This window comes from Taibaiella sp. KBW10, from assembly GCF_003852495.1.
GTDB lineage: Bacteria > Bacteroidota > Bacteroidia > Chitinophagales > Chitinophagaceae > Edaphocola.
In genome coordinates this window covers 41,846-55,508 of record NZ_QAJI01000003.1, presented here as the reverse complement: position 1 = coordinate 55,508, position 13,663 = coordinate 41,846, and the positions used below count along the sequence as shown (strand labels likewise).

Here is a 13,663-nt window from a genome sequence, read left to right as displayed (position 1 = left end):
TTGCAGGCCTGATACCCACTCGTATCAGGCCTTTTTTGTAGCGCGGCTTAAAATACTATAGCCCACAATTCCCCCGATGATAGAGGCAACGAAGATGCCGATCTTAGCCTGTACCATATAAGCTTCATCTGTAAAAGCCAGCGAAGTAATGAACAAAGACATGGTAAATCCTATGGCCGCAAGGAACCCTAATCCGAACAGGTTTTTAAGGTTCATCCCTTCCGGGAAAGGGGCTATTTTTAATTTTACCAGCAGTAAGGTAAAGCCCACAACGCCCACAACCTTTCCGACCAGCAGGCCCAAAGCCACACCCAGAGCCACATGGGTATTAAACAGTTGATCCGTATCGATGGCAATATCAATCCCGGCATTGGCCAGTGCAAAAATTGGAATGATGATAAACGTAACAAAAGGATGCATGGCATGCTCCAGTCTTTGCAAAGGTGGAATAGCAGCATCAGTATCTTTTCTTACCGCTTCTAACACGTGCAATTGTGCTTCGGTAAGCGTTGGTGACTGTTCATTAGGGTCAATCGCTTTAAAGCGTTTTAGGTAATCCTGTATTTTGGCGAGGTACAGATGCTCTTTAATCCTTACATCGGCCGGAATAGTAAATGCAGCCAATACTGCAGCAATCGTCGCATGCACCCCGGATAACAGGAAGGCAGTCCATACCCCGAGAATACCTAAAACAGCATAAAATATAAGGCTTCTTACACCCATTCTATTGCCGATATACATAATCAATAAAAACAGTAAACCAATCAGCAGGTTCATGATAGAGATATCGGAGGTGTAGAAAAAAGCAATGACCAAAACGGCACCCAGATCGTCAACAATGGCCAATGCCGTTAAAAATATTTTTAAAGAAAGCGGAATTTTATTGCCTAAAAGAAACAAGACCCCTAAGGCAAAGGCAATATCGGTGGCCATTGGAATACCCCAACCACTGCTTACGGCACCGGAAGAATTGAACATAAAATAAATCAGCGCCGGTACAACCATACCGCCTAGCGCCGCCCCGATCGGTAGTAGGGCATTTCTGGGATTGGCCAATGCGCCACCCACAATTTCCCGTTTCAACTCCAGTCCTACAACGAAAAAGAAAACAGACATCAGACCATCGTTGATCCAATGATGAAGGCTGTAGGTCAGATAAGCACTGCCATTAAACTGGAAACCCAGGGGCTGCTCAAAGAAATGGAAATAGGCCGCTGCCCAGGGAGAGTTGGCCAAAATTAAAGCCAGCACTACGCTGATGCCCAAAACAATCCCGCCGGACTTTTCTTGTTGTATAAATTTTTGTATCGGGTACACAACTCGGTCGATGGGGTATTGCTTCGGTGCTTTCATATATTAAGTACTGCTTAGATCTGGTAAACGGTTAGGATCAAAACTACTAAATAATTTCCTCATCCTGGTTTTAAGCGACATAATATACAGATTATATAGACTTGCACTTCTGGAATTTTGGCTTAGGGTTGCACCTGTGCAGAAGGAGGGTTACCCTTACGCTGGTTTACATCAATTATCGGTTTAAAGGCTTGCGTGTACTGGATTTTATTTTCTTACATTTGTTCTTTATTAGGTATTTAAGATAAAAATCATACGAATTTCAGCTATATCGAATCGCTAAATCATGAGGAAGAACGTCATATTATTAATGCTTGCAGCCAGTACTATTGGCTATAGTGCGATGGCACAGCAGAAACCCTATTTTCAACAAAAGGTAGATACGAAAATAGAGGTGAGCCTAGATGATGTAAAACATTTTTTACATGGCAGCATTACCCTGCAATACACCAATAATGCCCCGGATACACTTTCGTATATATATTTTCACCTGTATCCCAATGCTTACAGCAGCGACAAAACTGCTTACGTAAAGCAATCGGTGGAAAACGGCAGTACGGCGCATTACCTGGCCAAAAAAGAAGACTGGGGCTATATCGATAGCCTGAAGTTTATGGTGAATGATATGCCTGCAAAAATGGTCACTACCGATGATGCGGATATTGTCAAAATCCTCTTACCACAACCGATCCTGCCGGGAATGACGGCGAGCATCAGCACGCCTTTTCGGGTAAAGATTCCGAAAACCTTTTCCCGCATGGGTCATGAGGGGCAAAGTTATCAGATCTCCCAATGGTTTCCGAAACCTGCAGTATACGATAAGACCGGCTGGCATCCTTATCCTTATTTAGACCAGGGCGAGTTTTATAGTGAATATGGCCATTATGATGTCAGCATTACCCTGCCGCAAAACTATGTAGTGATGGCTACCGGTAATCTGGAAACACCTGAAGAAGAGCAGTGGTTAGATGAACTGTCTAAGAAAGAATGGCCGAAATCGGCAAAAGAAGATAGCACATTGACCAAAAGAATCCCTTCTTCCACTACCTTAAAAACCATTCGTTACACTGAAGATAATATTCACGATTTCGCCTGGTTTGCTGATAAAAAATGGGTGGTCAGAAAAGACACCGTTCAGGTTCCGGGCTCCGGCCTGGTCAGCACCATTTATACGGCTTTTAAACCGACCAATGCCAGTGGCTGGCGCAAATCGACCTTATCGGTAAAAACTGCCGTTCTGAAATATAGTGAATTAGTCGGGCCTTATCCTTATAAAACTGTAAAAGCAGTAGAAGGCTCCCTGAGAGCGGGTGGGGGCATGGAGTATCCTACGGTAACGGTAATTGCACCCGGATATGACGTAGACCTGAACCATACCGTGATTATTCATGAGGTAGGGCATAACTGGTTTTATGGTATTTTGGGGTCTAATGAACGGATGTATCCCTGGATGGATGAAGGGGTAAACAGTTATTATGAAAATATAGTGACTGCATTACCTTTCTCCGATAAACCGAAGTCTGTCTACAGTAAATTGGAAAGCCTTACCAAGAACCTGGGCTTTACGATTCCCATGTCGATGCATATCGATCAGGCCCTTGAGTTGCCGGCATATGAATATACGGCTAATGGTTATGGAGGGGATGTCTATGGAAAAACGGCGGCATATCTGGTCTTGTTAAAAGAATATATGGGGGAGGCATCTTTTAATGCAGCCATGCAGGATTACTTTACAACCTGGAAATACAAACATCCGCAACCTGAAGATTTTAAAGCTATCTTTAAGAAGCATACGGATACGGATAAGGATATCGACTGGTTTTTTACAGATGCTTTGCATAGTGCAAAAGGCGTTGATTTTTCGATATCTAAGCCTAAATGGATTACCTCAGACGGAGCAAGGATGGTGACCCTGAAAAACAAAACGGGTATTATGCTCCCCCTTGCTTTACAAGTAGACAGCAATAAGGAACTTTATTGGATTAATCCGATACAGGGGAAAACGAAATTCGGATTAATAGAACATTATCGTAAAATATCTGTAGCCTCTTTTATCCCGGACTATAACGTTTCTAATAATGTTGGTACAAAAGGCTTTCGGATGAAGCCCTTTTTGGGCTGGGAAGCTACCGGTAAGCAAACCACATGGGTTTTACCGGCAATCGGGTATAATGTATATGATCGCTTTATGCTGGGAGGCCTATTCCATAATATGACCCTGCCCGAAAAATCATTTCAGTACGCACTTGCTCCAATGTATGGTTTTGGCAGTAAAACACTGGTGGGTACCGGTATGGTCAGTAAGGCCTGGTATCCGCAATCTTCCTGGCTGCAGGAGTTGGACCTGAATATTGAAGGAAAGCGTTTTTCCTACAGAAGAACCATGCTGGATAATATAGATAACCCCGAAGCACAATACCTGAAAGTAGCGCCGGAAGTACGTTTCGTATTTAAAAAGCCGTATGCCAGAAGTACCCTGAATCGCTATTTGTCTTTCAAAGGATATTATATTCAGGAAGGGCAGTATCGTTTTGACCTTAATCCGGCAGATAGCCTGTATTATCCTTCTAAAGCCGGCTATAGCACAAATGTGTACGGAAGGGTACAATTCGGTTTAGAGCAGAAGCGCACGTTTAATCCTTATAGCCTTTTACTGGAAGCTCAGGTAGGTAAGACCTTTGCTAAATTTTCTGCAGAAGGTAATTTGAAAATAGACTATTTCTATAAAAAGAAAGCAGTATACCTCAGAGGCTTTGCCGGTAAAATGGTAAACTTCAACGGAAGTGCGCTGGACAACCGGAGATATAGTTTTAATGCGACCTATTCGGGCTGGAACGATTATCTCTACGATCAAACCTTTATCGGCCGTAATATGCAAACTGGTCTGGCGGCGCAACAAATATACCTGAAAGAAGGTGGCATGAAAATGCCAACCTTGATGTATAGCAATCCGATTGGGCTGACCAATGACTGGATGGCGGCGCTGAACCTGAAAATAGACCTGCCCATTGGCTTGCCGATCCAGATTTTTGCCGATTTTATGACCTTTGCAAAAGCCAAGGAAGTGAATCCCAACCAAAGCCGTTTCTTGTACGATGCCGGAATTACGGTGAAGCTAACGCCATACCTGGATGTGAACCTTCCTATACTGATGAGTCCGGAATATACAGAGTATAAAACATCCATATTAGGCAAGAATGCTTTTGGCAAAACGATTACGTTTAATGTAAACCTGGATAAACTCTATTGGCCAAGATTACAAAGAGGTCTTGGTCTTTTCTAAATATAATAATTTGGCCGACCGACACAATGATTTTTAGCCAATGATTTATACAGCCTTGATTTTTTGGCGCTACCTTTTGCATCAAGGTAAAAGGTGACAATCGCTATAAATGGAAACCAAAAGAATAAAGAAAGTCCTTGTTTCCTAAAAGCGGATACTCAATTATAGTAACATCATAATAAAAAGCACTTATCTATACGATAGGTGCTTTTGTGTTTAGCGATCTTAATGAAATCAGAAGCAATCTCTAAATATTGATTATATTTGACTTTTAAATATAAATATCATTATGAAACGTATTTTATTCTTTATCTCTTCATTGCTTGTTGCTTCAATGGCGATGGCACAAACACCGGCCATCACCAATGGTACTTTCGAGTCCTGGGTAGCGCCCTCTTTACCTTATCAGCTAGAAAGACCCACTGCATGGTATGGTACCGATGAGGTTTTAAATAATCAGGTAGGCCCCTTGCTTTTGCTCTCCGGTGTACCTTTTACCCCACAAAAACAATTATATAAATCTGCCGATAAATATGAGGGGGATTATTGTGCAAAGATCATGACCAAACACTTTGGCGATTCTTTGAAAAATGTACCTGCATTGTTGACCAATGCCAAACAAAACCTGAATATTGCGGCCTTAATGCAAGCACAGAGTTCCGGAAATGTTAATCCTTATGATCTTTTTACCTATACCAATGGTACACCCATGTACGGTAAAAAAATAGATAGTGTTACTGCTTATATAAATGCCCCTGCCACCAATCAGGATACCGGTGTGGCTTTTGTATTGGCCTATGGACATATCAGACCCGATTCTATCGGCGTTATCGGACAGGGTATCGTTTTGGCGCCCCCAAGTGCCAATGGCTATACTAAGGTGAAAATTCCGGTAATCTATACCAGTTTTGGAACGGCTACAGATACTATGGTGGTTGGATTTGTCTCTGCCGGAGATGCAGGTCCTAACGGATACTTTTTGAATAACACCTTATTTGTGGATAAAGTTGAATTGTTCTGGAGTGCCGGTACCGCAGGCATCAATCCTGTTAAGACAAGTAATTTAGGTTTTAAAATCTATCCGAATCCTGCAAAAGACTATGTTGTTTTTGAGCAAAAAACAGGCTTATCACAGGTATACACCTTGGTGGTTTATAATGCTTTGGGACAAGTAATGCACCATGAGCAATTTAGAGATGGTCAAAAACGCCTTGATCTAAACCGATATGCAGACGGTTTGTATTACTATGAATTGTATAATGCAAAAGGTACTGCAAGGCAAACCGGCAAGTTTACAAAATAAAGTAAACTTGAGGCGCTGCTTGTAGCAAGCAAGTGTTTCCTGATGTGGTTATGCTTATCTTTTCCATTAAGAGGATTGATATGGCTCATTTGACAATTAAGAGCATAAATCGCTTACTGTTGTATGGCGCGCATATTGTAAATAAATATTAAGTAGCGTACGAAAATGCCCTGGTTTGTAATCTCAAACCAGGGCATTTTGTATAGACGGGTTTTCTCCTTCCGGGCATAAAACAAAAGAGGTCGTTANNTAACGACCTCTTTTGTTTTATGATTGATTTACGCTTTTTTATGGTTGTACATAATAGTCCGTAATGTAATTTGAATATTGTTTAGAGAAGAAACCGCCTACATTAAAGTCGTAATTTTCGCTAATGATTCCTAAGCCTCTTCTAAATTTCATGATGATCGTACCACAGTTTGTCCAGGTGAGCAGGTTCAGCTTTCCGTATAATACACTTTTTACCTCTACTACGCTGTCGACTACCACATTATTTACGGTAAAGGTTCCGTTGATGGAGGTTACCTTACCTTCAATTTTAGTTGGAATAGCAATGCCGTAGGTAAAGCTTCCGGTGCTTTCCCAGGTATTACCTACCTGTGGGTTTTCATTTAATACAATTGCTTTTACATATCGGGTGCCGCTGTTGTCCAATTGCAGCAAAGTATAATAGTTTCCTTCAAATTTAGCATAGAACTCTTTTACAATCGTACCAGTGTTCACATCTACCTGTTCAAAAAGGTTGTAATTAAAGCCGTCCACAACGGTATCTCTGCCGGTATAATATCGTTTAAAAACAGTGCCATCACTTGCAAGGTACTTCCACCAGTTATTTACGTTAGTCGGTAAGTACGTACTTATCCCTTCGTTGGTAGGGTCGATGATTTTCTTTTTCTTACAAGAACCAAAAAACAAAACAGATAATAATGCGGAAAGACTAAATAAGCTTACAAGATACTTCATGGGCTATTTTTTTAAAAATTCAAATATTTGATAAGGGGTTATTATAATATCTAAAGGTATGTCATTTTTATTAATATCCGAAATTTCGCTGACGGGTTCGAAATAGCTAAATCCGATTTTTAAGGTATCCGTACGGCAGGTTTTTAGGTATTTATCATAAATGCCTTTCCCAAATCCGACCCGATATCCCTGTAAATCAGCAATCAGCAGGGGTGTGAAAACGACATCAATTGCTTCGGGATCCATTTTTAAGGTACTGAGGGGTTCGACTAAGCCGAAACGATTTTTTTCGAATGGAGTATTTTCGTCAGCAATAAAAGCCTCCATCGTACTTTCTTTAAGATTGGTAATGGGGTAGGCGGTGACCAGGCCGGGAATGATGGCCTCCAGGTATTGGGCGAGAAAATAAGTATTCGGTTCTGCCATCTCCGCCATCGGTACATAATTAAACAGCGTTTGGGTGTTGAGGAGCGGCACCCTTTGTAACTGGATTAAGAGCAGGTCATCCTGTTTGTTGCGCTCGGCTTCGGTCAGGGCCTTTCTTTTATTGAGATATTCCGTCCGGAGTGCTTGCTTGGTCATCATGAGCCAAAGATACTTAGAATATTTACCCGTTTATTGTTTACCTTTATCAATTATAAGCAGAGGAAAATAAAAGTTTTGGATTATAAAAAATAATATCTTACTTTTGCATCCTCAAAAAATCTGCAATAGAAATATGTAGATTTGGGAGAGTCAACAATTAACTCGTTAATACCAAAAAATTAAGCAATGGCTAAAGAGATTTCGGGCTATGTAAAGCTCCAATGTAAAGGCGGTCAGGCAAATCCAGCGCCTCCAATCGGTCCTGCTTTGGGTTCTAAAGGTGTAAACATCATGGAATTCTGTAAGCAGTTCAACGCACGTACACAAGATCAACCAGGTAAAGTATTACCGGTTTTGATTACCGTTTACACGGACAAATCATTTGATTTTGTAATCAAAACTCCTCCGGCAGCAGTTCAGTTAATGGACCATGCTAAAATCAAAAACGGTTCAAAAGAGCCTAATCGTAACAAAGTAGGAAAAGTAACTTGGGCACAAGTTGAAGAAATCGCGAAAGATAAAATGAGCGATTTAAACTGCTTCACTGTAGACAGCGCTATGAAAATGGTTGCCGGTACAGCACGTAGCATGGGTCTTACTGTAGAAGGTGATGCCCCTTGGCAAAACTAAACCCTATTAGTTCATTCCTAAATTAAACTTGTTGTTACAATGGCAACCTTAACTAAAAAAAGAAAAGCTGCAGAAGCTAAAGTAGATAAAAATAAAGCGTACTCGCTGGGTGAAGCCGCTCAGTTGGTAAAAGAAGTGAATTGTACAAACTTTGATAGTTCTGTAGACGTTCACGTTCGTTTAGGTATCGATCCTAAAAAAGCAGATCAGGCCTTACGTGGTACAGTAACCTTACCACACGGTACTGGTAAAACAAAGAAAGTATTGGTACTTTGCCCTGCAGATAAAGAAGCAGAAGCAACTGCTGCCGGTGCTGACTATGTTGGTCTGGACGAATTTATTTCTAAAATCGAAGGTGGTTGGACTGATATCGATGTGATTATCGCTACACCATCCGTAATGCCTAAAATCGGTCGTTTAGGTAAAGTATTAGGTCCTCGTAACTTAATGCCAAACCCTAAAACAGGTACAGTTACTAATGATGTTGCTGCAGCTGTGAACGATGTAAAAGGTGGTAAAATCGCTTTCAAAGTAGATAAAGCAGGTATTATTCACGCATCTGTTGGTCGCGTATCTTTCGAGCCTAACAAAATTGCTGAAAATGCTCAGGAATTAATCAACACATTAGTTCGTATGAAGCCTGCAACTGCAAAAGGTACTTATGTAAAAGGTGTAACAATTGCTCCTTCTATGGGTCCTGGTATTGCGGTAGATGCAAAATCTGTATCTTAACTTTAGCGTTTAGCGAAACACATTAATTAACATTTCCGATCAAACGGAATTAAATCATTCAAACAATGACAACTGCTCAAAAACAAGAAGCAATTGAGCTTTTAAAGAATAAATTTTCTCAGTATAGCAATTTCTATATTACGAATACGGAGTCTTTATCAGTAGCGCAAATCAGTAGCATTCGTCGTGCCTGCTTCGAAAAAGAAGTAGAAATGACCGTAGCTAAAAATACTTTGATCAAAAAAGCATTAGAAAGCTTGAATGATGAGAAGTATGCAGGTATCTACGATTCATTACACGGTGTTACCGCTTTAATGTTCTCTGATTCTCCTAAAGAACCAGCAGTAATTTTATCTGCGTTCCGTAAAGACAATCCTGGTGATAAACCAGTATTGAAAGCAGCGTTAATCGGCGAAGATCTGTTCGTTGGCGACAACACTTTAACTCAGTTGAAAAATATCAAAACCAAAAACGAGCTTATCGGCGAAGTTATCGGTTTATTACAATCTCCAATCAGCCGTGTAATTGCTGCTTTAGAAAACAGATCAGAAGGTGGCGAAGAAGCTGCTCCTGCTGTAGAAGAAGCACCTACACCAGAAACTCCGGAAGCTCCAGAAGCACCAGAGACTCCGGCTGCAGAGTAATTTTAAGAACGATATTTCCTTATGGATTTATCAACAAATATTGGCTTCCAGTATCATTATAAATTATATTTAACACTATTAAAATCTTATAAAAATGGCAGACGTTAAAGCATTAGCTGAACAATTAGTAAACTTAACAGTTAAAGACGTTCAAGAATTAGCAGATTTCTTAAAATCTGAATACGGTATCGAACCAGCAGCAGCAGCAGTAGTTGTAGCAGCAGGTGACGGTGCAGCAGCAGTAGCTGAAAAAACTACTTTTGATGTAATCCTGAAAAGTGCAGGTGCATCTAAATTGAACGTAGTTAAAATCGTAAAAGATTTGACTGGTTTAGGTCTGAAAGAAGCTAAAGAATTAGTTGATGGCGCTCCTAAAGCAATCAAAGAAGGTGTTGATAAAGCAACTGCAGAAGATTTGAAATCTAAATTAACTGAAGCTGGTGCTGAAGTTGAATTAGCTTAATTCTTCCAACCTCATATAATAAAGGCTTCCCAAACGGGAGGCCTTTATTTGTTATGTGCCTATCCTGTCTTAGAGAGGCAGAACAGGGTTTATTTCTACGATAGCGATATCTTTGCTAAGTTGTATCGCTTATTACTTACAAGCTGTGAATAGGCGCGCTTTAAAGCAGAACATTATGGGACAGGAAATAGAAAGAAAATATTTAGTAGATTTTGACAAATGGAGCCAAACGCCAAAGCCGGAAGGGGCAAGATACAGACAGGGATACCTGTTAACCGACCCTCAAAAGACCATCAGGGTAAGGCAGACGCCAGATAAAGGATTCTTGACCATAAAAGGGATCTCTGTGGGCGCTACCCGAGCAGAGTATGAGTATCAGATTCCCTATCAGGAAGCAGAAGAGCTGTTAGCGATGTTTTCCGTTTCAGAGTTATCTAAGACCAGGTACAAAATATTATTTAAGGGTAAGATTTGGGAAGTAGATGAATTTGCAGGGGATAATGCCGGATTGATCGTGGCGGAAATAGAACTGACTAGCGAAGCGGAACACTTTGAGTTGCCCGACTGGGTGGGCAGGGAGGTTACCGGACAGCAAGAATATTACAATTCAAATCTGACCATCCATCCATATAAAAACTGGAATAAATAATCTTCTGCGATGTCACTTAAGTTGCTTTATCCTGTAATGTATTCTTTTTCCTGTCCTTAGCTCAATTGTTTTTATTTACAACTAGTGTAGTAGTCTGTAGGTTAACCGCAACGTGGCTTTAGTTTACCTCAGGACAATATTTATTCGATAAATATACTATATCTTTAGCCCTTCAAAATGTTCAATATGATTAAAAATATTCTCGTCTCTACTGTGGCTATTGCCTTGTGTACGGCAGCTCAGGCACAGCATAGAGTAGAACCCAGCCCCCAGCAGAAGAAAGAGGCTTATGATGCTTTACGCAAACTGAGCAAAGAAGAGTACACTGCAAAATTCCGTGAGCAGCATAAGCGCAAACCGGCTACTGTACTGCAGGATAAAGAAGAAGTAAAAAAAAACGCAAACACTACAGGAGGAGCGCCACCGCCAACCGTAAGCGACGCTAAATTTCCGGGAGAATTTGAGGAGATACAGGGTGTCTTTATCAGCTGGCCATATACCTACGATGCGGTGCCGGTAGTAGATACAATGTTGTCCTCTCCTGCTCCGGATTTATATATTAAATTGGCCTCTTCCATCCAGGAGGCTGGTGCTAAAGTATATATTACTGTTTGGTTTGCCAGCGATACTGCAGCGGTGAAGGAACGCATGCAATTGGCCGGTAAACCATTGACCAATTACCGCTTTATGATTTATGACGGTGACGATATATGGGCCAGAGACTTCGGTCCGATAAACTATTATTATGATACCGACGATAAGATTGGCTGGGTTGATTTTAAATATTATCCGGGAAGGGACATGGATAATTTATTACCCATCAAATGGGGTACAGAACTGGGTATACCGGTGTACCAATCACCTGTATATTATGAAGGCGGTAATATACTGCTCGACGGTACAGGACACCTTGCGACCAGCACTGCTGTATATGAACTGAATGCTTACTATAATACCTATACGCAAACCAGGACTAAAGATTCGATAAGTAGTGCCTTAAAGCTCCAACGTGCGGATATTCTTCCTCTGCTACCACATGACGGTGGTACAGGGCACATTGATTTATATGTAGATATGATTGATGAAAATACCTTCGTCTACACTAAAATGCCTACGGCAATGGCTACGGTGCCGGGTTTTACCGATTATACCATCGCTAAAAACAATATTGATACCCTGGCTACCAGGATAAATCACCACAATAAACCCTATCAGTTTAACCATATTCCATTCCCATCTAAAGATGACGGAAGCTGGTATACTTCTGCAGACGATTATGCAAGCTATACCCGTACATATTCCAATCACCTGATCGTAAATAAAACGATTATACAGCCCATATTCAGTGATGCAACCAGTGGTAATATTGCCGGAGATCTGGCTGCCATCGATTCTATCAAAAAAGCTTATCCGGGTTATAATATTGTGCCGATAGATATGCGTTTGTTAGATGGCTCGGGTGGATCTATTCACTGTATTACCAAAGAATTCAGTGCAGAGAACCCATTACGCTTTTTCCATTTTCCTTATCGTTCGCTCCAAGGCTACCAAAGCGGTTATCCTATTGATGCCGAGATCACCAATAAAAGTGGTATTGCCGCTGCTACATTGTACTGGAGAAAAAAAGGTAGCACTACCTGGACGAATACAACAATGACTGCCGGAACGGGCAATCATTGGCTGGCTAATATCCCAAGTACAACAACCAATAATATAGATACCTTCGAATACTATTTGTCGGCGACCAGTATTAATGGTAAGACCATAACCAGGCCAATGCCAGGTGCAGAAGGGCCTTATGTGTTTTGGTATAACAAAACATTGAGTCTGGACAAAGTGACAAATACTAATTTTAGTATCGGCAACCTGTATCCTAATCCGGCCACTACAGAAACGAATATTGAGATCGTGGTTCAGAAGCCCGGCAATATAGACCTGTCTCTCTATGATGTAACCGGTAAGAAGCTGTCTGTGCAGCATTATGGGAGGATCAAAGCGAGTCAGTACCTGAAATATAATACTCAGGCGCTGAGTGCCGGTGTGTACACTATGGTCATCAGCAGTGACGGACAAGTAGTGGGTAGCCGTAAACTGATCAAGAAATAAGGAATCGATTAAGTGATGGATGCTTGTTAATAGCAACATTATAAACGCATACAAAAGAGGTCGCCTATGTTAGGGCGACCTCTTTTGTTATCCTCGTGTATTGAAATTGGATAGCCGATTGGTGATCATTTAGTGCGATAAACTTCGGCAAGTAATCACACGTTTCTTCTTTTATTGTGATGTCAACAAAAGAGTGGAGGGAAGCGTACAATGAATCAGGATTACATGAAGCCCTTGATCATCTCAGCCCCATGGCATCGAAAGAAAATTTATGTCGGACGCTCAGGTCTATAAGCGCCTCAAAAGTTGAAAATGCTAATTTATGGCTGTATGGATTTTGAGGTACTTACTATCCACCTGTTCTTGCACCTGTTAATCTGTAAGGGGCTCTGTTACATCGGACACTTTCTCTTCTTTAAAATAAATAACCGTGGCGCCTGATTTTCGGGTAAAATAGTCAGCCAACCTTTCTAAATGCATTGCGGCATTTTTATGATCATTACTCCAGATACGGATCAGGTAATGATCCAGTACTAAATATCCTTCATTGCTTTGTATTTGAAGTTGACCCAGACTTTGATCTAAAGTTTTCTTGTTCTTAAATCTGTAGACAATAGCGCCGGCATAATGTGTTTTTTGACTTTCTTTGTTTTGGTATATCTGGTAATAAATACTATTGATACCACTCCATTTAATATCTTTAGGGGCAAGCTTTTTTATAATATCAGGATTAGTGGTCGTCCCGGGATTAGTGCTGAACCCAATTTCTTTTTTAATTGCTGAGGTGACCGGAGCAATGATAAAATTGGTTAAAAAAGTGTTGCTCATCCTGAAGCTGTTGGGATAAGCAATATGCTTAGTCGCCTTTTGTGCCCATGTACTTGTTGTTAATAATATACCCAAAAAGAAAGTAGTTAATGCTTTCATCGTAATGTCTTTTATTTCCGGAGGT

Annotated in this window: 12 protein-coding genes; 8 read left to right on the top strand and 4 right to left on the bottom strand. The window is 40.9% G+C overall.

Features of this window, described 5'->3' with window-relative positions; translation table 11 throughout:
• Positions 1-24: 24 nt before the first annotated feature.
• Complete coding sequence (nhaA, locus tag DBR32_RS04505; protein WP_124635115.1) at positions 25-1,353, bottom strand: Na+/H+ antiporter NhaA; 1,329 nt, start codon at positions 1,351-1,353, stop codon at positions 25-27.
• 286 nt (positions 1,354-1,639) lie between these two features.
• Between nhaA and DBR32_RS04500 the strand changes: the two genes are divergently transcribed.
• A complete protein-coding gene (locus tag DBR32_RS04500; RefSeq protein ID WP_124635114.1) occupies positions 1,640-4,636 on the top strand; it encodes a M1 family metallopeptidase in 2,997 nt (998 codons plus the stop codon).
• Between the two features lie 289 nt (positions 4,637-4,925).
• Complete coding sequence (locus DBR32_RS04495) at positions 4,926-5,939, top strand: T9SS type A sorting domain-containing protein (RefSeq protein WP_124635113.1); 1,014 nt, start codon at positions 4,926-4,928, stop codon at positions 5,937-5,939.
• A gap of 288 nt (positions 5,940-6,227) precedes the next feature.
• On the opposite strand, the gene DBR32_RS04490 is transcribed toward DBR32_RS04495, so the two are convergent.
• A complete protein-coding gene (locus DBR32_RS04490; RefSeq protein WP_124635112.1) occupies positions 6,228-6,902 on the bottom strand; it encodes a hypothetical protein in 675 nt (224 codons plus the stop codon).
• Positions 6,903-6,905: 3 nt separating this feature from the next.
• Positions 6,906-7,487, bottom strand: a complete 582-nt coding sequence (locus DBR32_RS04485; RefSeq protein ID WP_124635111.1) for a 5-formyltetrahydrofolate cyclo-ligase — start codon at positions 7,485-7,487, stop codon at positions 6,906-6,908.
• A 186-nt stretch (positions 7,488-7,673) separates the two neighbouring features.
• On the opposite strand from DBR32_RS04485, the gene rplK reads away from it, so the two are divergent.
• From rplK to DBR32_RS04455, 6 genes are all read left to right on the top strand, one after another.
• Positions 7,674-8,117 carry a 50S ribosomal protein L11 gene (gene rplK, locus DBR32_RS04480; protein WP_124635110.1) on the top strand — a complete coding sequence of 148 codons (444 nt, stop codon included), beginning with the start codon at positions 7,674-7,676 and terminating at the stop codon, positions 8,115-8,117.
• A gap of 39 nt (positions 8,118-8,156) precedes the next feature.
• A complete protein-coding gene (gene rplA / locus DBR32_RS04475) occupies positions 8,157-8,849 on the top strand; it encodes a 50S ribosomal protein L1 (protein WP_124635109.1) in 693 nt (230 codons plus the stop codon).
• Positions 8,850-8,914: 65 nt separating this feature from the next.
• Positions 8,915-9,493: a 50S ribosomal protein L10 gene (gene rplJ, locus DBR32_RS04470; protein ID WP_124635108.1), complete on the top strand. Its 579-nt coding sequence runs from the start codon at positions 8,915-8,917 to the stop codon at positions 9,491-9,493.
• 94 nt (positions 9,494-9,587) lie between these two features.
• On the top strand, positions 9,588-9,956 hold the full coding sequence (rplL, locus tag DBR32_RS04465; RefSeq protein WP_124635107.1) for a 50S ribosomal protein L7/L12: 369 nt from the start codon (positions 9,588-9,590) through the stop codon (positions 9,954-9,956).
• Positions 9,957-10,131: 175 nt separating this feature from the next.
• Positions 10,132-10,605, top strand: coding sequence for a CYTH domain-containing protein (locus tag DBR32_RS04460; protein WP_124635106.1), 474 nt, complete (start codon positions 10,132-10,134; stop codon positions 10,603-10,605).
• A 186-nt stretch (positions 10,606-10,791) separates the two neighbouring features.
• Positions 10,792-12,711: an agmatine deiminase family protein gene (locus DBR32_RS04455; protein ID WP_158605906.1), complete on the top strand. Its 1,920-nt coding sequence runs from the start codon at positions 10,792-10,794 to the stop codon at positions 12,709-12,711.
• 372 nt (positions 12,712-13,083) lie between these two features.
• Here DBR32_RS04455 and DBR32_RS04450 read toward each other — a convergent pair whose 3' ends face one another.
• The gene (locus DBR32_RS04450) at positions 13,084-13,638 is read right to left on the bottom strand and encodes a hypothetical protein (protein WP_124635104.1); all 555 of its coding nucleotides are present in this window, start codon (positions 13,636-13,638) and stop codon (positions 13,084-13,086) included.
• Between the last annotated feature and the right edge of the window lie 25 nt (positions 13,639-13,663).

What these genes read in the sequence shown, in the direction of transcription:
- nhaA (WP_124635115.1), bottom strand. Translation starts at nt 1,353, where the DNA reads ATGAAAGCACCGAAGCAATACCCCATCGACCGAGTTGTGTACCCGATA.
- DBR32_RS04500 (WP_124635114.1), top strand. Translation starts at nt 1,640, where the DNA reads ATGAGGAAGAACGTCATATTATTAATGCTTGCAGCCAGTACTATTGGC.
- DBR32_RS04495 (WP_124635113.1), top strand. Translation starts at nt 4,926, where the DNA reads ATGAAACGTATTTTATTCTTTATCTCTTCATTGCTTGTTGCTTCAATG.
- DBR32_RS04490 (WP_124635112.1), bottom strand. Translation starts at nt 6,902, where the DNA reads ATGAAGTATCTTGTAAGCTTATTTAGTCTTTCCGCATTATTATCTGTT.
- DBR32_RS04485 (WP_124635111.1), bottom strand. Translation starts at nt 7,487, where the DNA reads ATGATGACCAAGCAAGCACTCCGGACGGAATATCTCAATAAAAGAAAG.
- rplK (WP_124635110.1), top strand. Translation starts at nt 7,674, where the DNA reads ATGGCTAAAGAGATTTCGGGCTATGTAAAGCTCCAATGTAAAGGCGGT.
- rplA (WP_124635109.1), top strand. Translation starts at nt 8,157, where the DNA reads ATGGCAACCTTAACTAAAAAAAGAAAAGCTGCAGAAGCTAAAGTAGAT.
- rplJ (WP_124635108.1), top strand. Translation starts at nt 8,915, where the DNA reads ATGACAACTGCTCAAAAACAAGAAGCAATTGAGCTTTTAAAGAATAAA.
- rplL (WP_124635107.1), top strand. Translation starts at nt 9,588, where the DNA reads ATGGCAGACGTTAAAGCATTAGCTGAACAATTAGTAAACTTAACAGTT.
- DBR32_RS04460 (WP_124635106.1), top strand. Translation starts at nt 10,132, where the DNA reads ATGGGACAGGAAATAGAAAGAAAATATTTAGTAGATTTTGACAAATGG.
- DBR32_RS04455 (WP_158605906.1), top strand. Translation starts at nt 10,792, where the DNA reads ATGATTAAAAATATTCTCGTCTCTACTGTGGCTATTGCCTTGTGTACG.
- DBR32_RS04450 (WP_124635104.1), bottom strand. Translation starts at nt 13,638, where the DNA reads ATGAAAGCATTAACTACTTTCTTTTTGGGTATATTATTAACAACAAGT.